Annotated in this window: 13 protein-coding genes; 2 read left to right on the top strand and 11 right to left on the bottom strand. The window is 39.5% G+C overall.

All coding sequences use genetic code 11. The features are described from left to right. Nucleotides 1-37: 37 nt before the first annotated feature. Together J8L71_RS16170 and J8L71_RS16165 are read right to left on the bottom strand one after the other, a co-directional pair. The gene (locus J8L71_RS16170; RefSeq protein ID WP_211001435.1) at nucleotides 38-349 is read right to left on the bottom strand and encodes an MGMT family protein; all 312 of its coding nucleotides are present in this window, start codon (nucleotides 347-349) and stop codon (nucleotides 38-40) included. Then, complete coding sequence (locus tag J8L71_RS16165) at nucleotides 333-1,235, bottom strand: LysR family transcriptional regulator (RefSeq protein WP_211001434.1); 903 nt, start codon at nucleotides 1,233-1,235, stop codon at nucleotides 333-335. Before J8L71_RS16165 ends, J8L71_RS16170 begins: the two co-directional genes overlap by 17 nt. A 123-nt stretch (nucleotides 1,236-1,358) precedes the next feature. Here J8L71_RS16165 and J8L71_RS16160 point away from each other — a divergent pair, with 123 nt between their 5' ends. Both J8L71_RS16160 and J8L71_RS16155 read left to right on the top strand, forming a co-directional pair. Further along, nucleotides 1,359-2,441 carry an efflux RND transporter periplasmic adaptor subunit gene (locus tag J8L71_RS16160; RefSeq protein ID WP_211001433.1) on the top strand — a complete coding sequence of 361 codons (1,083 nt, stop codon included), beginning with the start codon at nucleotides 1,359-1,361 and terminating at the stop codon, nucleotides 2,439-2,441. Between the two features lie 2 nt (nucleotides 2,442-2,443). Next, the gene (locus J8L71_RS16155; protein WP_211001432.1) at nucleotides 2,444-5,518 is read left to right on the top strand and encodes an efflux RND transporter permease subunit; all 3,075 of its coding nucleotides are present in this window, start codon (nucleotides 2,444-2,446) and stop codon (nucleotides 5,516-5,518) included. A 549-nt stretch (nucleotides 5,519-6,067) separates the two neighbouring features. Here the strand turns inward: J8L71_RS16155 and rluF are convergent. The 9 genes from rluF to malQ all read right to left on the bottom strand — a co-directional run bounded on the left by rluF (nucleotide 6,068) and on the right by malQ (nucleotide 21,300). Beyond that, entirely contained in the window at nucleotides 6,068-7,066 is a 999-nt protein-coding gene (gene rluF / locus J8L71_RS16150) for a 23S rRNA pseudouridine(2604) synthase RluF (protein WP_211001431.1), read from the bottom strand. Between the two features lie 85 nt (nucleotides 7,067-7,151). Continuing rightward, nucleotides 7,152-8,222: a DUF418 domain-containing protein gene (locus J8L71_RS16145; RefSeq protein WP_211001466.1), complete on the bottom strand. Its 1,071-nt coding sequence runs from the start codon at nucleotides 8,220-8,222 to the stop codon at nucleotides 7,152-7,154. Nucleotides 8,223-8,256: 34 nt separating this feature from the next. Continuing rightward, nucleotides 8,257-9,471 (bottom strand): HDOD domain-containing protein, encoded by a 1,215-nt coding sequence (locus tag J8L71_RS16140; protein ID WP_211001430.1) that lies wholly within the window; start codon nucleotides 9,469-9,471, stop codon nucleotides 8,257-8,259. A gap of 92 nt (nucleotides 9,472-9,563) precedes the next feature. Further along, nucleotides 9,564-11,099, bottom strand: a complete 1,536-nt coding sequence (locus J8L71_RS16135; RefSeq protein ID WP_211001429.1) for a glycogen/starch synthase — start codon at nucleotides 11,097-11,099, stop codon at nucleotides 9,564-9,566. A gap of 78 nt (nucleotides 11,100-11,177) precedes the next feature. After that, nucleotides 11,178-12,479 (bottom strand): glucose-1-phosphate adenylyltransferase, encoded by a 1,302-nt coding sequence (gene glgC, locus J8L71_RS16130; protein ID WP_211001428.1) that lies wholly within the window; start codon nucleotides 12,477-12,479, stop codon nucleotides 11,178-11,180. A 14-nt stretch (nucleotides 12,480-12,493) separates the two neighbouring features. Further along, a complete protein-coding gene (locus tag J8L71_RS16125; protein ID WP_211001427.1) occupies nucleotides 12,494-15,031 on the bottom strand; it encodes a glycogen/starch/alpha-glucan phosphorylase in 2,538 nt (845 codons plus the stop codon). Next, nucleotides 15,024-17,087, bottom strand: a complete 2,064-nt coding sequence (gene glgX, locus J8L71_RS16120; RefSeq protein WP_211001426.1) for a glycogen debranching protein GlgX — start codon at nucleotides 17,085-17,087, stop codon at nucleotides 15,024-15,026. Before glgX ends, J8L71_RS16125 begins: the two co-directional genes overlap by 8 nt. Next, nucleotides 17,080-19,305 carry a 1,4-alpha-glucan branching protein GlgB gene (gene glgB, locus J8L71_RS16115; protein WP_211001425.1) on the bottom strand — a complete coding sequence of 742 codons (2,226 nt, stop codon included), beginning with the start codon at nucleotides 19,303-19,305 and terminating at the stop codon, nucleotides 17,080-17,082. The genes glgX and glgB overlap by 8 nt, the downstream gene beginning before the upstream one ends. Further along, nucleotides 19,306-21,300, bottom strand: coding sequence for a 4-alpha-glucanotransferase (gene malQ, locus J8L71_RS16110; protein ID WP_211001424.1), 1,995 nt, complete (start codon nucleotides 21,298-21,300; stop codon nucleotides 19,306-19,308).

The following is a 21,300-nucleotide window of genomic DNA, read 5'->3' as shown; positions in this document are numbered from 1 at the left end:
GACCTACACCAAGCACTTTCTTACAATAGTTGTCTTATCACTCCCATCTATACTCGCGCATATTCACTTTGTCTTTTTTAAACAGTACGCCTTCTAATAATAACTTTTGCCGTTGCTGTTGGTATTTATCACTTCCTTCGGGAAACGATATTTTACCTTGGCTATTCACTACCCTGTGCCACGGTATTACTGAATCGTTAGGCATCACTTTTAACAAGCGCCCTACCAAGCGTGAATTTTGCGGGTAGCCAGCAAGGGTCGCTACTTGCCCGTAACTGGCCACTTTGCCTGCGGGTATATTTGCAATAATGGTGTAAATAAGGGTTTCTTTATCAATATCCGCGGTCATTAATGTACGCCTCGCTAAGTACTTTAAATTGCTCCCAAATAGAGCGCGCAACAGGTCCATGGTGTATTGCATCACGCCTAAATGCACGTACTTCTATGCCAAATTCGTCTTCTCTGTCGTTTATATGTATTTGTTGTAAAAGCCCTACTTCTATTTCTGGTGCGCAGTAATCTATATTCATCATTGCCCAGCCCGCGCCTGCAAGCAAAAATGACTTTAAGTTAGTTACGTCATCTATTTTCATTAAGGCTGAGCCTTTTGAGTACGAAAGCTTGTCGCTGTCTATACTCAAATCGCTTTCAAACATGGCTAAACACGGATAATTTTTTAGCTCATTAAACGTTATACTTTTTGGGAATTTATCTGCAAGGGCCACAATTCCAATATTGAGCTGACCAATGGGTAGGCTTTCTAAATGCCCTGTAGCATGGAACAAATCGAACCATGGGCCGATCCCGAGCTCCACTAACCCGTTGTTAACTTGTTCTAACGAAACAAAGCGTTTACCACTGGTTAAATTAAACTCTGTGCGTTTAAATAGTCTAAAAGTATTACTTATGATCTCATTATAGTTGTCTTTTTGACAGATTTGTTCGTAGCAAATTCGGTATTGTGGCTCATTACCCAGTGCAAGCTCTTTTGCAAGTTGTGCCAGCTCATCATTTGCATGTAATAATTGCTGTGCCTCACGGTGAAAAACTCGCCCTTTTTCAGTTAACTGTAATCGGTACTTGGTTCTATCGAGTAATTCAAAGCCGATTTTTTCTTCAAGATTTTTTATAGCAAGCGTGAGCGCTGGCTGAGTTTTATGGAGTTTTAGCGCCGCCCCACTCAAACTTGCGCTTTGCACAATGGCATCTAAAATTTGTAATTGATTCAGCTTCATACTGCGCTCAGCATAATCATAAGTAAAACTTATTATGTTTCTAAAATTTAATGAATTTTATTTTATATGGTTGCGGCGTATCCTGCACTTAATTATTTTGCCCATCATTGCCACGGAGAAGACATGAAACTCTTTCGTCTATGTATACTTACTACGACTTTACTTACTTTAATGGCCTGTTCAGAGCCCGAAAAGCAAGTAAAAGAAGAGCCCATTAGGCCTGTTAAACTATTTAATATAGGACATGATTCGCAAACAAATGTACGTAGTTTCCCCGCAGAAGTGGTTGCTAATCAGGGCTCGTACTTAGCGTTTAGAGTAAACGGTGAGCTGGTTGAGTTTCCGGTATTAGCAGGTGAAGAAGTTAAAAAAGGGCAACTTTTAGCTAAACTAGACCCAGAAGACTTTCAACTCCAGTACGATGACAGAAAAGCCCGCTTTGAGCTTGCTAAGTCGCAACTTGGTCGTATTGAGCAATTACTAGAGAAAAGAATCGCAAGCCAATCGGAGTACGATGAAGCACTGGCCAATATGCAAGTAGCAGAATCTGCTTTTAAAATTGCAGAAACAAACTTGGAATACAGTGAATTACGTGCGCCATTTGCTGGCACTGTAGCTAAAGTATTTGTAAAAAACTTTGAAAACATTCAAGCCAAACAAAATATCTTACGCCTAGAAACCCGCGATTTAATGGATGTAGAAATACAAGTGCCTGAAAAAATAATTGCGCGTATTAAAAAAGGCAGCGATTACCACCCAACAGTGGTTTTTGATGGTTTTACCAATAAAGAATACACCCTTGATTTAAAAGAGTGGGATACACAAGCCGATCCTACGACTCTAACTTACAAAGTGGTTTTTTCCCTGCCAGTTCCTAAAGATTTTAATTTATTAGCAGGCATGACTGGACGCGTATTTATTGATTTATCAAAAGTAACCAGCTCACAAGTGGCTTACACAATACTGCCCGTTGAATCTGTTTTTTCTGACGCTAAAGAGAGCATTTCAGATAACGCCTACGTATGGATATACAACCCTGAAACTGGTGTTGTAAACAAACAAGCGGTTAAAGTAGGTCAAGTACACCGTGACGGCATTGAAGTACTGAGCGGCGTTAAAGAAGGCCAAATTGTCGTTTCTGCTGGCGTGCATTCATTAGATGAAGGCATGAAAGTACGCCCGTGGAATAAAGAGCGAGGCTTATAATTATGAGCTTTGCACAACTCTCTATAGAGAAAAAAGTAATTAGTTGGATGTTTGCACTGCTGTTATTAATAGGCGGCAGTGTATCGTATTTCGATTTAGGCCAATTAGAAGACCCTGAGTTTACGCTTAAAAAAGCCATGGTGATTACCATGTACCCAGGTGCGTCGCCTCAGCAGGTCGAAGAGGAAGTCACCTTCCCTATTGAAAATGCGATTCAACAATTACCCTATGTTGATTTTGTTACGTCTATTTCATCAAACGGTAAGTCGCAAATCTCAGTAGAGATGAAAAGCAATTACCGAAAAGAGCAGCTTCGCCAAATTTGGGATGAAATGCGTCGTAAAATCAATGACCTTTCTCCCTCTCTTCCTAGTGGCGTATACCCAAGTACCATTTTAGATGACTTTGGTGATGTGTATGGTGTGCTGTATTCGGTTACAGGTGACGGCTACTCGTACGATGAGCTTAAAGATTACACTGATTATTTAAAGCGCGAGCTTGTACTAGTTAAAGGTGTAAGCAAGGTTACTATTGCTGGTGAGCAACAACCACAGGTAATGGTTGAAGTTTCTTCGCGTAAGTTGGCGCAACTTGGCATAGCACCTAGCCATATTTTTGGATTACTGCAATCTCAAAATACAGTATCGAACGCAGGTAAAATTAGAGTAGGAGATGAATCTATTCGTTTTCACCCCACTGGCGAGTTTAAAGATGTGAGTGAACTTGAAACTCTTCTTATATCTAAACCCGGCGCGAGTGAGCTTATATACCTTGGCGATGTAGCAAAAGTATTTAGAGAATATGCAGAAGTACCCAGCAATGTTATTCGTTACAATTCAGAGCAAGCGCTATTGATAGGCGTGTCGTTTATGAATGGTGTAAACGTTGTAGATGTTGGCAAGCGAATAGATGATCACTTATCTGAACTTGAATACCAGCGCCCGCACGGTATACATGTTGAATCGGTTTATAACCAACCTAAAGAAGTAGAAAAATCAGTAGATGGCTTTATTGTTAGCCTTGTAGAAGCAATTGCGATTGTAATTGTTGTACTGCTTATTTTTATGGGCTTAAAAAGCGGTATTTTAATTGGCGGTATTTTATTACTAACTGTATTAGGCACCTTTATATTTATGAAGTTGTTTGCCATAGACCTGCAACGAATTTCACTTGGCGCACTTATCATTGCGCTAGGTATGCTGGTTGACAACGCCATTGTTGTCACCGAAGGCATATTAATAAACTTAAAGCGTGGGCAAACAAAACTCAAAGCAGCGGTTAATATAGTAGAGCAAACTAAATGGCCACTGTTAGGTGCAACGGTTATTGGTATAACCGCGTTTGCACCTATTGGCTTAAGCTCTGATGCAACAGGTGAATTTGCAGGTAGCTTATTTTGGGTTTTATTTATATCGCTCTTATTAAGCTGGATAACGGCTATTACGTTAACGCCATTTTTTGCAAACTTAATGTTTAAGCAAGATGAGTTTAAAAAAGATAAAGGTGATAACGACGAAGACGACGACCCTTATAAAGGCTTTATTTTTACAGGCTATAAAAAGCTATTAGATGTGTCTATGCGCTTTCGCAAAACCACACTGGTGCTTATGGTTGTATTGCTTTGTTCTGCAATTGTTGGCTTTGGAGCTGTTAAACAGTCGTTTTTTCCGGCATCTAATACGCCCATGTTTTACGTAGATTATTGGCAACAACAAGGCTCAGATATTAGAGCGACGCTTGATGGTATAAAAAAGCTAGAAAACTACTTACAAAAAGAAGAGCTCGTTGAAGAAATAACCAGTACCACTGGTCAAGGTGCACCGCGTTTTATGCTAACGTATGCGCCTCAAAAATCGTACTCATCTTATGGTCAGCTTATTATTAGAGTAAAAAACCGTGAAGCGGTTGCTGTAGTAATGCAAAAAGTTCGCGAGTATTCACAAAATACGCCACTTTCAGCTGAGCTTAAAATAAAACCAATGGAAATTGGCCCATCAACCGATGCAAAAATAGAGGCGCGTTTTACCGGCCCTGATCCTGTTGTGCTTCGTAAACTGGCTGCAAAAGCTGAAGAAGCAATAGCACAAGACGACGGCGCTTATAATATTCGTGACGACTGGCGTGCACGTACTAAAATGATTCGCCCACAGTTTAACGAGCAAAAAGCGCGCCGCTTAGGGATTAGTAAGTCTGATCTTGATGATGTGCTGCTTACCAGCCTTTCGGGCAAACAAGTGGGTGTATACAGAGATGGTACGCAGTTATTACCTATTATTGCTCGCTCCCCTGCTAATGAGCGCTTAAACGTTGAAAGTGTTCACGATTTACAAATTTACAGCCCTGTACTTGGTGTATTTGTACCAGTTACGCAAGTTGTTGATGAGTTTATTGTTGAATGGGAAGACAGCCTTATTATGCGCCGCGACCGTAAACGCACGATAACAGTGATGGCCGATCAAAACGTATTAGGAGATGAAACTGCCGCCAAATTATTTGCGCGTATTCGTGGGCCTGTAGAAGCGATAGAACTGCCACGCGGGTATACATTAGAATGGGGCGGTGAATATGAATCATCAACAGATGCTCAAAAAGCAATATTTGGCTCGCTCCCTCTAGGTTATTTAGCGATGTTTGCAGTAACCGTATTACTGTTTAACTCTGTAAAACAACCTTTGGTTATTTGGGCCACGGTACCACTTGCCATTATTGGTGTTAGTGCGGGTATGTTAATAATGAATGCCGCATTTAGCTTTATGGCTTTACTTGGCTTATTAAGTTTAAGTGGCATGCTAATTAAAAATGGAATTGTGTTAGTTGATCAAATTAACCTAGAGCTGCGTGATGGCAAATCGCCTTATCAGGCGGTGTTTGAATCTGGGGTTAGCCGTGTACGCCCTGTTGCAATGGCAGCTATCACCACCATTTTAGGTATGATCCCACTATTGTTTGATGTGTTTTTTCAGTCAATGGCTGTAACCATTATGTTTGGCTTAGGCTTTGCCACGATACTAACGCTTATTGTAGTGCCAGTGCTTTACACGGTAGTATTTAAAATAGATTACGAACCAAAACAGTAATTTAGTAAAGCTATAAAACACGTATAAACGCAGCTCGCTCAATCGGGCTGCGTTTTTTAATATATAAAACAAACTAGAAGTAATTTCCTCTTTGTTGCTCAGTTTTTACTTAGCCCACGAGGTTACAATCCTCGCGCCACGATTAAATCGCCCCTAGTTTGAACAAGTTTTAATCCTGAAAGGTCAACAGGCCCTGCAGCACGATAGACGGCTTAGGGGTTGGCTTGGTATTTTTTAGACCGGTTTTAGTTTATTTATGGCTGTGGGCTAGTTTTTGTATTTCAGTAAAGTTATTGGCTTATTATAGCGATAATAGCTGGCAGCAGACGTATCGCTAGTCACCGTAGAGGCGTGCCCGACTGATTACGAATACAACTGCGCAAAACTGATTGTGCTAGACTTAAATACTTACTCAAAGCGCTCTTTTAGGTGGTACTTAGATAAACCTGCATTGCAGCGCTTACAAAACGAAAATATAAACTTAGTGGGCGTTAAAAACCCACTGGGTAATATTGTTCATCAAATACAGTGGTAGTGAAGTTTTCAGCGCTACTTTTTCAAGCTTAAGGTACCAGAGGAGCGCGTTTTACGATTAGCGGGTTTTGAAGTAGGTGTGTTATTTGAACCTTTGCTATCATTTTGTGTGTTTTTAACGGCTCCGCCCTTACCTACATACGTAGTAGATCGTTTTTGAAATGGTGAGTTACTTCTTTGAGTTCGAGTGCCTCGTTCATTATTAAATGCTCGTGGATTTTCGCCCTGAAAATCACGCTTTTTAGGCTCGCTTTTATTATTGCTTGCGCCTTGCTTATTAGTATCAACAGAGTGCTCTTGTGTTTTACCTGAACCAGCAATTGAGTCGTTAATTTGCGCCATTTCTACATCGGTTAAATGTCGCCACTGCCCTACCTTTAAGCCCTTTAGCGTCACGTTCATAATGCGTGTACGTTTTAAAGTCACAACTTCATAGCCTAAGTATTCACACATACGGCGAATTTGGCGGTTTAAACCCTGAGTAAGAACAATTTTAAATTCTTGTGGAGCTGTTTGGGTCACTTTACACTTTTTTGTAACAGTGTCTAAAATAGGAATACCGTTTGCCATTTTAGTCACAAATTGGCGGTTGAGTGGTTTATCTACCGTGACTACGTATTCTTTTTCGTGATTGTTACCAGCGCGCAAGATTTTATTTACGATATCGCCTTCGTTGGTTAAAAATATGAGCCCTTCTGAAGGTCTATCTAACCGGCCAATAGGAAATATACGAGTTGGGTAGTTAACCGCTTTAACTATATTACTCTGGATTTTACTCTCAGTGGTACAGGTAATACCCACAGGCTTGTTATAAGCAATGTACACACGTTTAGGCTTTGCACGAAGAGGATTACCATCAATTAAAACGTTATCGGTATCTGCAACTTTTACACCCATTTCTGGCATATTACCGTTAACCGTAACACGACCCTGCTCAATATATTTATCGGCTTCTCTGCGTGAGCAAAACCCGGTTTCACTAATAAATTTATTTAAACGTTTTAATTCGGTCATGGCACTTAACAGTCGTAATTTTAAAGGCGACTAGTGTAAACCACACACGCTTATTTTTCGCCCCTAATTTAATATAAATAGGTTTTTAAGCACTAATTTTTAACTGGGTTAGCTTACGCCATATAAATTCTAGCGGCCCTTGTTTATAAAAACGGCTATACAGCGCTGTAAATAATAATTGCACAATGACCAAACTGGTTGCTACTAACCAATAATCTATACGATTAAAGCCTAATACCCACTGCGGAAATAAAACTTTATAGAGCAGTAATTGCATGATGGTTTGGCTTATATATAAGGTGAATGCTAATCGCCCTGCTTGTTGAATAAGCGTGCCTACATATGCGCGATTATTACAAAATTTAACAAAAATATGAATATAAAGCACGGCCACAAAAAGCGCTGCAAATGTATTTACTAATTCTTGAGTCGCTATACTTAAACCATCATTTCCCTGAGGTATTAAAAGCCTTAAGCTTGTAAAAACAAACGCCCCACTAACGCACACAAATAACTGCTGCGAAGTAAGCCCTTCGGTAAATACCTCCAACTTATATAAGTATATTCCAATGAGCATAATGCCAGAAAACATCAAAAAAGCTAAAAATGGAACCGCTACAACTGCAATCATATTGTAACCTAAGTTACTGATAAAATAGTCTATATAATGCGGGCTATATAAGTCTATAAATGCTTGAGAGTCACGGTAAATATTCTCATCAGGCAAGTTCATTAAAAACAAAAAGGTTATTGCACTCGCTAATAACATTAATATAATGCCTCTTTTTAAAAGCATATCATTATTAGTTTCTACATATTTGAGCACCCACCAACCACATACGCCGTAAACAAATAAAATATCGCCAGCCCAAAGCAAAAAACCATGTGCTAAGCCAAAAATAATGAGCCAATAAAGTCTCGCTTTTATAGGAATAGTTGATTTGCAGCACTGCCATTGGATAAATAGCCCAGCACCAAAGAGAAGGCTGAACAGCGTTCTAAAACGCCCATCGATAAAAATACTACTAAGGGTATGAATTACAGCATCACTAAAAGGTGGGGTAGCTAAAGGCGTATAGATATAATCCATTAATCCAAAAGCATAGCCATTCATGTAAACAAGGCAAAGCACTGCAATACCACGTATAAAATCCATATTATGATTGCGCATAACTTAGGTAAAACTTCCTTTAACTGTTATTTTTGTAATTGTCTGCCCAGTCAACTGCTTGTTGGTAGAGCTCAGGTAAAGCTTTGCTATTTAAGTTAATTAATATTACAGCTTGCTCTAGCGCCCACCAACTTCCTGTTTCGAACGCTTTAACAACATTTAGAATATAATACAGGGTGTTTTTTTCATCTAATAACGCGGCTTTTATCTCATCTGGAAAGGGGAGTTTTTCAACAAGAAGGCTCATTGGCTGATCCAGTATTGCGTCAAGTAATGAAAATAAACCCGTCAAAAAAGCTTCGTCTGATTGTTGCTTTGCTATTTTTTTTGCAATTAATTCACAAAAACGGGCACGAACAACGCATATTTGCATAAGTTCTGCTGGTTTTTTACCTGCAGTATGGGCGGTCACAATAAGGCTCACAAACTTTTTTAAACGCTCATGACCAAGGTATACTAAAGCTTGTTTAAGTGATGAAATTTTGCTTTGAATAGGAAAAACACCACTGTTAAGCAGCCTAAGTAATTTATAAGCTAATGCGGCATCAAGTTCAAACAAGCCAGCAATTGCTTTTATATCTGGGCTTGGTTTCATTATTTCTGCGTATATGGCAACCACCAAAGAATAATTATAATCAATGTCGTTTTGTGTGATCATGGTTGGCTTTGCAAAAAAGTACCCCTGGAAATAATCAAACCCCATTTTATGCGCAAGCTCAAAATCCTCTTGAGTTTCGAGCTTTTCAGCTAATAGTTTTATTTTTTTGTGCTGCTGGAGCTTTTTTATTACGGGTGTGATCTCATTGAGTGGTGTAACTGAAATATCAAATTTTATAAGCTTGACGAGCTTTAAAAACCTATCCCATTGCGGCTTATATACAAAATCATCCAGTGCAAGATTAAAATTGCGATGAAATAAATCCCGACACATTTCGTAGTTTTTATCGTTTGGCTCTATGGTTTCAAGTAATTCAATTACAACATCTTGGCAAGGTAAAAAAGCACACAAATCAAGTTCTAACGATTCGGGTCCTATATTTATTAAAGCTTTTTTACCAGAGGTAATATGGCGCGTTCCGAGGTTTAGTTGGTTTTCCATGATTAGACGCGCGGTTGCCTCACCTTCACAAATATCAGGGAAATAGTTTTTTGGGCTGTCTCTAAATAACAACTCGTAGGCTACTACGTTTTGACGACGATTAAATATTGCTTGCCTTGCAACAAATACAGACACATTACCTACTTTTATTAATTTAACTAATACCAAGTAAGTAATAACGCAAATACAGTGTTGTGTCACCAAGGCATACCATATTTACATTAACTTTATTGATATAAGTATGAAATATAATCAGTTGCCACTTTCGGCCACGAAAAACGTGCCCCTTTAGCATTAGCTTTAATTTGCTGCCATTGCTTAGGATCTTGTTTATGTAGCGTTAGTGTCTCATTCAAACATTCTAACAGTGAATCTGTTTGTTTACTAAGCGTACCAGCATTAAAACTAAAGCCATTTTCGTAATGCTGAACAGTATCTTTTAGCCCGCCAACACTATGAACTAAGCATGGTTGCCCTGCTCGCATTGCTAACATTTGGCTAATACCACATGGTTCGAATGAGCTGGGCATTAAAAATAAGTCACCTAACTTATACATTAAATCCCCAACCCCTTGGCCGTAGCCTTTTAAAAATAACAGGTTTGAATTACGTGCCATTGCTTTAGTAAATAGCTCTTCGAGTACCTCGTCACCTGATCCTAAAATAATAATCCGGCCATTAGATTCACTAACCATTTTACACACTTTATCTATTACTAATTCGCCATCAATAGATTGGCATAAAAGTAATACTTTTTGCTCTGTAAGCCTACCAACACTCGTAATTAATGGCCCTTTAACAGGTAATAACATAAATTGCTGTAACCGTTGATGCGCAATATAGTAGCTACTTTGAAGTTGCGGCGTTTTTGCCATCCAACTAAATAAGGTGCTTTGTGCTTGGCTATATAGATCATCCAGTGTGACTTTGTTATCAGTACTATTAGGGTATTCGCAGCCATTTAAAATACCTACGAGCTTTCCTTCAGTTGCTGCATTTTTTAAGTCTTGCTCTAGCCCTTCGCCACCAAAAAAACCATGTTCGTAATTGCTTGGCTTAAGTACTTCCTGGCTATAAGTAGGCGATACTAAATGAACCTTATCAGCTAGGTTAATTGCACTACGCATCGGGTTAAAGCAATGTGGATAACGGGGATCGCATAGTTGTTGCCCATCGTAACTTAGTGAAGGAAACCAAGCCTCTAAGCTTGAGTCATCGTGCTTAAAAGGTCTAATTCCTTGCAAGGCAATGTTATGAACTGTGTAGGCAATTTTTAAGTTATTTAATTCCCGATAGCGTAGCTCAAATTTAAGCAACACGGCCACACATGCACTATGCCAATCATGTAAATGAAGCGCTGTTGGGCGCTTTAAAATACCTTGTAGCAACGCTTCACAAACCGCTGCGTTAAACAAAGCAAACTTTGTTGCATCAGTTGCGAAAGGCCTTCCTGGTGCATCATTACAGTACACACTACCCGAATTTCTAAACAATGGATGACTAATAACAATTTGCGCTACATTACTTTGCGATTGCTCTATTTTAAAAAGCGTTAATACATGTGGGTGAGCATTAAATGCAACAGTGACATCACCAATATGAGTGCGGTTAAGTTCATCAAATCCATAATCAGGAATCACTACGTCAACACTCACCCCTTGCTCAGCAAGCGCTTTTGGTGCATCACGAACTACATCCGCTACTCCACCGACTTTAGCGCCTGGTAACGCGTCATTTTCTGCTGCAACCATTAATACATGCATTAATTTACTACTTCCTATAAACCTATATTAGCTTGCTCAATTTTGAGCAAGCCTGTGTTGTCGTGCTTATTTAGCTAATTACGCTAGCTTTTTATTCTCTTGAGATTGGCGCTCTAACTTTTTAGCAAGCTCAGTGAGCATATCACGAGTCACTAAAACTATACCTTTTTTAGAAACTCTAAAACCATTCTGCTCATCCGTTTTGCGGTCAATACCAATTTCAAGGCCTGCCGGTATTTCACAGCTTCTATCTATTATTGCTCGTTTGATTTTACAGCCGCGATTAATTACTGCACCCGGTAAAATAACTGATTGCTCAATCTCACAAAATGAGCGCACATGCACGTTTGAAAACAACAGTGATTTTCTGACAGCTGATCCTGAAATGATACACCCACCCGAAACAGTCGAATCTAGGGCCATTCCGCGCCTGTCGTCATCATCAAAAATAAACTTAGCGGGCGGTAATTGCTCTTGATATGTCCATATTGGCCAAGTTGGATCATACAAATCCAATTGTGGCTCTGGCATTACAAGCTCCATATTGGCTTCCCAAAACGAATCGAGCGTACCTACATCGCGCCAATATGGCTGACCTTCTTGAAGTGGATCCCTAAACGGAAAAGCAAACACATTATGCTCTTCAATAATAGCTGGGATGATATCGTGGCCAAAATCGCGTCCTGAACCTTCGTTTTCAGAATCTTTTTTAAGCTGTTCAAATAAAAACTCTGTATTAAACACATAATTACCCATAGAGGCTAAACATGTGCCTGGTTTACCAGGTACTGAACTTGGCATAGCTGGTTTTTCATCAAAACGACATACACGGTTTTGCTCATCCACAGTCATTACACCAAAGGTATCTGCAGCCTCTTCAACAGGCACTTCTAAGCAGCATACAGTCATATCTGCGCCCTTTTGAACGTGCTCTGCAAGTAACGCACCGTAGTCCATACGATAAACATGATCACCTGACAAAATCATTACATATTTTGGTAGCTCATGACGAATAATATCTATATTTTGAAACACGGCATCGGCGGTACCACAGTACCAATCGTCACCTTGACGTTGAGAGGCTGGTAAAATTTCTACAGACTCTCCAAGCTCCTTTTTAAAATGTCCCCATGCACGATTAACGTGTCTTATTAGTGAGTGCGACTTATATTGTGTAGCAATACCTACTCGCCTTACACCAGAGTTAATACAGTTTGATAAAGGAAAATCGATAATCCGATGCTTGCCGCCAAAATAGACCGCAGGTTTCGCTCGCCAATCAGTTAGCTCATGCAAGCGAGAGCCACGCCCACCAGCCAGTATTAACGCGTAGGTTTCTCTGGTTAGGCTACTGATGTAGCGATTTGCATAATTAGGCATAATACTCTCTCCATTTAGTCTAGGCTTTTAGTGGCATGGCTTGATGTTGTCGTTAAGTCCGCTTCACTAATATTGAGGGGGTCTAAATGCCAAATATCTTCACTATATTGGCTAATGGTTCTATCACTTGAAAACATACCACTGGCTGCAGTATTTAAAATACTCATTTGTGTCCAGTAGGTTTGATCTGCATAGGCTTTATCGACTTCTTTTTGCGCTGCTACATAACTTTCAAAATCATGTGCTGTTAGCCATGGATCGTGAGGGCTTTTTATCGAATTTGTAATGTCTTCAAATAAGCATGGTTCAAATAAATTAAAATGCCCACTTTGAAGAAGTTGCATTACATTATTTAAATCACTATTTTGTGCAATTAAAAGCTCGGGGTTGTAACGCGATTTAATATCGTCAATTTCGTGCGCTTGAGCACCAAATAAAAAGAAATTATCTGCACCAACGGCATCTCTAATTTCGATGTTAGCGCCATCCAATGTGCCGATAGTCAGCGCACCATTCATCATAAACTTCATGTTACCCGTGCCTGATGCTTCTTTTCCTGCGGTAGATACTTGCTCTGATAAATCCGTTGCAGGACAAATAGTTTCCATAGCCGTTACATTGTAGTTTGGTAAAAATGCGACTCGCAGGTATGGAGCTGCTTGAGGGTCTTTATTAATAACCTCTGCTACGTTATTAATCAGCTTGATTATTTTTTTGGCCATATAATAACCAGGCGCAGCTTTACCGCCCAATAATACACAGCGAGGCACAATACCTTGAGTGTCGCCACGGCGAATACGGTCGTATAAATGAATAACATGTAATATATTTAAAAGCTGACGTTTGTACTCATGAATACGTTTTACCTGTACGTCAAACATCATTGATACATCAAATTCAACGCCACAACGCGCTTTAACTAAATCGACCAAACGTTGCTTGTTTTCGCGTTTTGCATTTTGCCACTGTTCATGAAATTTTTTGTCATCATAATAACGACGTAAGTCGCTAATTTTAGAAAACTCTTTAACCCAATCGTGGCCAATTTTTTCGCTAATTAGCTTACTTAAGCTCACATTACAATGCGCAAGCCAACGTCTTGGTGTAACACCATTGGTTTTATTGTTAAATTTGTTTGGCCAAAGCGCATAAAACTCTTTAAATAAACCTGCTTTTAATAATTCAGTATGAAGTGCTGCAACACCGTTTACTGAGTAACTCCCTACAATAGCTAGATAAGCCATGCGAATTTGTGGCTCATCTCCCTCTTCAATCAGTGACAATGCGCGCTGTTTTTCAACGTCCCCAGGCCATTGCTGAGCAACTTGTGCTAAAAAGCGTGCGTTTATTTCAAATACTATTTCTAAAATGCGCGGTAAAAGTTTTGCAAATAACGATACAGACCATTTTTCTAGCGCTTCTGGAAGTAACGTATGATTTGTGTAAGCCATAGTTTTGGTCGTTATTTGCCATGCATCATCCCAATCAAGCTCGTAGTCATCAATTAAAATACGCATAAGCTCTGCCACTGCAATGCTTGGGTGGGTATCGTTTAATTGAAATACATGATAATCGGCAAAGTCTGCAAAATTTTCGCCGTGCTCACTTACCCACTGATCAACAATGTCTTGAATACTCGCCGATGATAAAAAATACTGTTGACGTAATCTAAGTTCTTTACCATTTTCGCTGCTATCGTTTGGATACAGCACCATAGTAATTTGCTCTGCTAAGTTTTTTTGCGCAACGGCTTCTGAGTAACTGCCGGCATTAAACTCGGTTAAATTAAACTCATCGGTTGCTTCTGATTTCCACAAGCGAAGTGTATTTACAATGTTGTTTTTATAACCAGGTACTGGTACATCATAAGGTACGGCTAAAACATCTTGTGAGCTTATCCATTGACGATGATCACGTGCGTATTTATCTGTATAGCTTTGCACATAACCACCAAATTTCACGCGTTTAGCATGCTCAGGTGCACTAAGCTCCCAAGGATGGCCCTCTCTTAGCCAATTATCTGGTTGCTCTATTTGGTTGCCATCTTTAATTGACTGATTAAACATACCGTATTCATAACGCAGGCCATAACCAACAACAGGTAATGCTAAGCTTGCGCAGCTATCTAAAAAACAAGCAGCGAGTCGCCCTAGGCCACCATTGCCAAGTCCTGCATCGTGCTCAGCATCTTCAATGGTTTCTATTGTTGTGCAATATTCTTGAAGCGCAGCGGTTACTTGCTCATCTAAATCTAAATTTAATACTGCGTTACCCAGCGCTCGCCCCATCAAAAATTCAAGCGATAAATAAGCTGTTTTGCGGCGTTTATTTTGCTTAATTTGTTGGTTTGTTTCTCTACAGCGCGCAACGAGTCTATCGCGAATTGTAAGTGCTAATGCGTGATACAAGTAATGCTGCGACTCGCCTACTTTATCTCGTCCGAGGGTATAATAAAAATGCCGTGTTAGGTCATCTTTAAGCGTACTTTCATCGATAACAGGGCCTTCTTGCCACCCCTTTACTACACACACTTGTTCACCTTGTTTAGCCATGACCTTCGTCCTCTAAATTGGCACTAAAAACCCAACTACTTTGTGCTGAAATTTCAACAGTTGCATCTTCATTACTTCCCGCAGATGCATTATTGACACTCGATAGAACCATTTGCCATTTCGCCTTAATTGGAGAAGATGGCAATTGGCATAAAACTGTTTTTTCACTGGCATTAAATATAATGAGCAAAGCATGTTTGTTTTGCTTATCAAGTAAGCTGTACATTAAAAACTGCCTGGACTGCTCATGCCAATGTGCATCAGTCATAGTTTTACCTTCTTCGGTAAACCATTTAACCGTAAAACGCTCATCTATATCGTCTAAAAATACACTGTGTTTAAACGCACTATGTGCACGTCTAATTTTAAGGGCGTCGTCTATAAAGCGCGTTAAAGAATGATTTAGCTGCGAGTCTTTCCATGCAAGCCAACTCGTACGATTGTTTTGACAATAAGCGTTATTATTACCCCCTTGAGAATGTGCCATTTCACTGCCTGCAGCGATCATTGGCACTCCTTTTGAAAGTATTAAGGTAAGCAAAAAATTCTTTTGTTGCTGTAATCTTAGCGTTGTTATTTTTACGTCACTGGTAAACCCTTCTACGCCACAGTTAAATGAGTGATTTGCGCTGTGACCATCTCTGTTTTGCTCACCATTCGCTTCGTTGTGTTTGTGCTCATAACTCACTAAATCAGCTAGGGTAAAACCATCATGGCTGGTTATAAAGTTTATACTATTGAGTGGGCCGCGTTGGCTGTGTTCAAAAATATCAAACGAGCCATGTAATCGTTTAGCAACGTTTGCAATAATGCCGGTTTCACTTTGCCAAAAGCGTCTAATAACGTCACGATATTGATCGTTCCATTCTCGCCACGGTGGCGGAAAGGCGCCTAATTGATAGCCGCCAGGACCTATATCCCACGGTTCACTAATAAGCTTTACTTTGTTTAGTATGGGGTCTTGTGCAATAGCTTGTAAAAATGTATGCCTAGAGCTAAAACCTGATTTAGAGCGCGCCAAAATAGTCGCTAAATCAAATCTAAACCCATCTACTCCCATTATTTCCACCCAATACCTCAAGCTATCGAGTACTAGTTGCAGTGTTTTTGGGTGATCGATATTAATAGTATTGCCGCAGCCGGTATCGTTTATATATACATTGGGCTGATCGTTCGCAGTACGATAATAAGCTAAGTTATCGAGTCCTCGCAGTGACAATATTGGGCCATCGTTGCCTGCCTCAGCTGTGTGGTTGTAAACAACGTCGAGGATTACTTCTATATCGGCATCGTGAAACTGCCTAACCATTTGCTTAAATTCGTTTATGTCGTCATTTACTAAGTAGTCTTTGTGGGGAGTAAAAAAGTTTAAGGTGTTGTAACCCCAATAGTTTTGCAGCCCTTTTGCCGTTAAAAACTGCTCACTAATAAATGCATGAACAGGTAATAACTCTACTGCTGTAACCCCTAAATTATGTAAATGCTCAATAAAATTTGGATGGCTCAACCCTAAAAACTTACCTTGTAAAGATTTAGGGATTTTAGGGTGACGACACGTAGTCCCTTTTACATGGCATTCATAAATAACAGTGTTAGACCAGCGGTGCTGTGGTTTTTTATGCTCATAATAAGTTTGAGATGCAACTTTTGACTTAGGGATATCAATTGCATTGTTTACACAGCTTTTTGTGCCTATTGGCATCTGCCCGTAGTGACGTTCACTCCATGTGAACTCGCCAAAAATGTCTTTAGCGTAGGGGTCAATTAGTAACTTGTTTTCATTAAACAGCAAACCATGTGATGGGTTATATTCTCCCTCAACCCTAAAACCATAAAGTGCCCCCGCGCTTAGTGGTGATATATGAATACTCCACACACCGCCTTCGTTGATGTTCATTGCCATTTTTAGAATTTCTGAATGGCCACTTTTATCAAAAAAACAGACATAAGCTTGACTTGCATTAGGTGCATACAATGAAAAGTTAACGCCGTTATCGCTAACACTCGACCCAAGCGGCTCTACACTGCCATGAGTTGCTTCAAATCGATTACTCATCATCAACCTTTTGTAAGTAAATAGTAGTTAAACCACCAATTGCAATTGAAATACTGTGCTTAAAGCTATGATTTTCTTTATTAATTGTATTTACAATTTGCGATGCGTTTTGAGTTACTTCAATGCCAGAGCCAAAAAACTGTGTTTCATCTGTATTTAAAATAACTTTATATTGGCCTTCGCTGGGTACACCAATTAAATAGTTTTCATATGAGGCTGGCGTAAAGTTAGCAATGACAACAACAAAGTTTTTAGCATTTTTTGCAAAGCGCACAAAGCTCAAGATACTTTGTTGATTATTGTTGTTATCAATCCAGGTAAAGCCAGCAGCACTAGAGTCAAGTTCATACAATGCTGGCTGTTTTTTATAAACTGTGTTTAGAGTTCTTATAGTTTGTTTTACGCCACTATGACTTTGGTGTTCTAACAAATGCCAATCAATAGAATGATCATGCCCCCACTCTTTACGCTGAGCTATTTCACTGCCCATAAACAATAGCTTTTTACCCGGATGAGCCCACATAAATGCATAATATGCGCGTAAATTTGCAAATTTTTGCCAGTCATCTCCAGGCATTTTTTCGATTAATGAGCCTTTACCATGAACCACTTCATCGTGACTAAGCGGTAATATGTAGTTTTCGCTAAAAGCGTAAACCATAGAAAAGGTCATTTCATGATGATGATGCTGCCGATACAAAGGGTCATGCTGCATATAATGAAGGCTGTCATTCATCCAACCCATATTCCATTTATAGCCAAACCCCAACCCATTATGTTCAACACTTTGAGTAACACCAGGCCAAGCTGTTGACTCTTCAGCCACCATCATGATCCCAGGGTTATTTTTGTAGCTGCGCATGTTAACTTGCTTTAAACACTCTATTGCGCCTAAGTTTTCACGCCCGCCATAACAATTAGCAACCCACTCACCTTCTTTTCGGCTGTAATCTAAATAAAGCATGGAAGCCACAGCGTCTACACGCAGGCCATCTAAACCAAATTGATGTAGCCAATACATAGCATTAGAAATTAAAAAGCTTTTAACCTCTGGGCGGTCGTAGTTATATATGTAGGTATTCCAATCAGGATGAAAGCCTTGGCGCATATCAGCGTGTTCGTATAAATGAGTACCATCAAATCGATGTAAGCCATGCGGATCACTTGGAAAGTGCCCAGGCACCCAATCAAGTAATATACCTATGTTGGATTTATGACATTGCTCTACAAAATATTTAAAGCTGTTGTAGTCGCCAAAACGGCTAGTAGGTGCAAATAAACCCACGGGTTGATAACCCCACGAGCCATCAAACGGGTATTCACTTATTGGCATAAGTTGTAAGTGGGTAAATTCCATCTCTAGCGCATAGCTAACTAGTTTGTCGGCAAGCTCTGTGTAACTTAAATAGCGGTTATTCTCTTCTCGTTGCCATGAGCCTAAATGTACTTCGTATATGCTTATTGGTGCATCTATATGATTACGCTTTTGTCTATTGGTTAATGCATTTTCACTTAGTGTAATTGGCTCAGGTTTATATTGCAGAACACTTGCTGTACCCGGTGCCTGTTGCATTTTAAAAGCAAATGGATCTGCTTTTTCTAGTACTTCACCACTTTGGGCGGTAATAGCAAACTTGTAACACATATCCGCTTTAAGATTGGGAACAAACAACTCCCACACACCACTTGCTGGGTGAAAACGCATAAAATGACGATTTATTTGCCAAAAATTAAACTCACCAATGACAGATACACTCGCTGCGTTAGGTGCCCAGACACAAAACCGTACTCCTTCTACGTCTTGTTGTTCGCAAAAATGTGCGCCAAAATGAGAGTAAGCATGCTCTAAACTGCCTTCATTAAATAAGTACATGGCGTCTTTATCAAGTGCGCTTTCAAAACTATATTCGTCATAAAAGGTAGTTTGGTCATTTGCGTACTGAACACTGCATTGATAGGGCTTTGTGGGTAGTTCGTTCACTTTGGCTATAAATAAATCAGTTTGTTTATACCTTTTAGCTTCAACACTATTATTATTTAAGGTAACGCTTGCTGTAATTGCTGAGGGTAAATAAAGACGAATTTCTATATCTGAACTTGTTTTATGTGCTCCTAAAAAACTAAAGGGGTCTTTAAATCGTCCTACATTTAATGCGCTAACCTGCTCATCGTATTCTGTATTAGGTAGTAACAGTTCTGTATTAATTGTACTGCTCATTTAACCTTTCCTTATTGAATCTATAGCAGCTAATAGCGGAGCATTTTTTTTAAATATATCTTTACTTGTATGTGTTAATACACGGCGCCAATTAGGGTACTCTTTATCTGTACCGGGAATATTTACAGGGTACTTTTGCTCATCTAAATCATCTATTTGTAATGCAAACAATCTTGATTGCGAACCTGCCAAGCAAAGCGCCAACTCGCTATACACATCCATTGCGTTGCTCTCTAATACTAGTTCAGGTTTATGGCTAAGGTTGTTTATAAAACATAAGAGCTTGTGCTGCTCTTGTATTCTTTGCTGTTTTTGTTGTTCATACTCGTTTTTACTGATCAACTCATAGTGTTGTTTAATATTTAAATCATCATGCTGCCACCAGCCTAAGAATGGCGGTACATCGTGATTTGCTATCATTAACAAGCAGTGAGGTGCTAAGTCATCTACTGATAGAAACTCTCCATCGTGTTGTTTTTCAAAATAAAATAAACTATTTGAAAAAATACCACTGCTAGACAACGCATGTTTTACTTCAGGTGGAACTATCCCCAAATCTTCGCCAATAACGATGCTTTGATTAATGTGTGATTCGATTTTTAAAATTGCGAGTAAATGTTCAAATGGATAATATACATAGCAACCGTCTTGGTGTCCGTTAGTGTCAAAGCACCACCATAAACGCCGAATTGCCATAACATGGTCTATTCGTAAACCGCCTACACTTTGCATATTGGCGCGTATTAAAGAGCGGTAATATTGATAATTGTTATGTTGCAGGCTTTGAGGATTAAGTGCAGGTAATCCCCAGTTTTGTCCGGCTTCAGCCCATGGGTCTGGCGGTGCACCTACATTTGCCCCTTTAGAAAACAATGCCTGTTGATTATAAAATTCAGCGCCATCACCTGCGCAGCCAACGGCGAGGTCGTTGATTAAGCCAATTTCCATTCCTTGATCTATGCAGCTTTGTTGGCAAAGCGCAAGTTGAAGACTCGCTTGCCACTGCAGATAATAGTCAAACTTGGGCTGTGCTGGATTAAGCGTAGAAAGCGTGCTTATATTTTCGTTACAAAATTTATCAAACGCTTCACGCCTTTCAGTACTACCTGTTAATTCAAAATGATCATAAAGCGCTTTAAACAAGGCATATTTTACCTGGCTAACATTATGGTAATTAATAAACTGATCGGTTGCGTTTAACAAAGCAATGACATCATCACTTTCCATAAGAGAATTTAATTGCTCATTATTTTTTGCATCTGTACTTAGTGCGACCGAAATATACAGAGGGTTTAATAAAGCGCGGCTATTAGGGCTATATGGACTTGCCCGCTCTGGTATATCAGCAAACAGCAAATGCAGTGGATTAAGTAATATATAATCCATATTTTGTTTAGCGCAAAGGGTTGTAAGTTCCAGTAAATCGTTAAAGTCACCAATACCTAAGCAAGCTTTATTTTTTAACGTATATAACTGAATAGATAGCCCAGTGCGCTTTAAATTATCAATTTGAAAAACTTGTTCTGGTACACTCCAAATTTGCGTATTCGCAAGTTGCTCTCCAACTTTAACCGTCGCTTGGTGGTAACCAATAGGTAACGCTTTTATTGGTAATTCAAGTTCGATATAACGCACTTCATGTAAGTAGTACTCTCCAGTAATAGCTAAATTATAAAGGTTGGCGAGCGTTATATGTATATCAAGCGAAGGGACTGTAATATTTGCTGGGCAGTGCAGTTGTCGCTCATCTATTTTGATTTTTAAAAACGGGGTTTGTTGTTCAACTAAACTTACACTTGGTACTAAACTGCGCCAAGTAGAGGCATCTAATTTGAAGTTTAATTGCGCTATTTGTGCATCATTATTGGTATCCACACCACAACATTGCAAAGCACGTTTACGCGTGTCTTCGTTAAAAAACACCTGCTCACCTGTGTATTTGGTAAACTCATAGCCTATGCCATGCAGGTAAAATAACTGCGAAAGTGCGTCCAT

It is taken from the genome of Pseudoalteromonas sp. MMG007 (assembly GCF_018100985.1).
Lineage (GTDB): Bacteria > Pseudomonadota > Gammaproteobacteria > Enterobacterales > Alteromonadaceae > Pseudoalteromonas.
Note: the sequence above shows the minus strand (reverse complement) of the source record. Positions and strands in the feature narration are given on the sequence as shown.

Coding starts and splice junctions, on each gene's coding strand:
- J8L71_RS16170 (WP_211001435.1), bottom strand. CDS start 349: ATGACCGCGGATATTGATAAAGAAACCCTTATTTACACCATTATTGCA.
- J8L71_RS16165 (WP_211001434.1), bottom strand. CDS start 1,235: ATGAAGCTGAATCAATTACAAATTTTAGATGCCATTGTGCAAAGCGCA.
- J8L71_RS16160 (WP_211001433.1), top strand. CDS start 1,359: ATGAAACTCTTTCGTCTATGTATACTTACTACGACTTTACTTACTTTA.
- J8L71_RS16155 (WP_211001432.1), top strand. CDS start 2,444: ATGAGCTTTGCACAACTCTCTATAGAGAAAAAAGTAATTAGTTGGATG.
- rluF (WP_211001431.1), bottom strand. CDS start 7,066: ATGACCGAATTAAAACGTTTAAATAAATTTATTAGTGAAACCGGGTTT.
- J8L71_RS16145 (WP_211001466.1), bottom strand. CDS start 8,222: ATGGATTTTATACGTGGTATTGCAGTGCTTTGCCTTGTTTACATGAAT.
- J8L71_RS16135 (WP_211001429.1), bottom strand. CDS start 11,099: ATGCATGTATTAATGGTTGCAGCAGAAAATGACGCGTTACCAGGCGCT.
- glgC (WP_211001428.1), bottom strand. CDS start 12,479: ATGCCTAATTATGCAAATCGCTACATCAGTAGCCTAACCAGAGAAACC.
- J8L71_RS16125 (WP_211001427.1), bottom strand. CDS start 15,031: ATGGCTAAACAAGGTGAACAAGTGTGTGTAGTAAAGGGGTGGCAAGAA.
- glgX (WP_211001426.1), bottom strand. CDS start 17,087: ATGAGTAATCGATTTGAAGCAACTCATGGCAGTGTAGAGCCGCTTGGG.
- glgB (WP_211001425.1), bottom strand. CDS start 19,305: ATGAGCAGTACAATTAATACAGAACTGTTACTACCTAATACAGAATAC.
- malQ (WP_211001424.1), bottom strand. CDS start 21,300: ATGGACGCACTTTCGCAGTTATTTTACCTGCATGGCATAGGCTATGAG.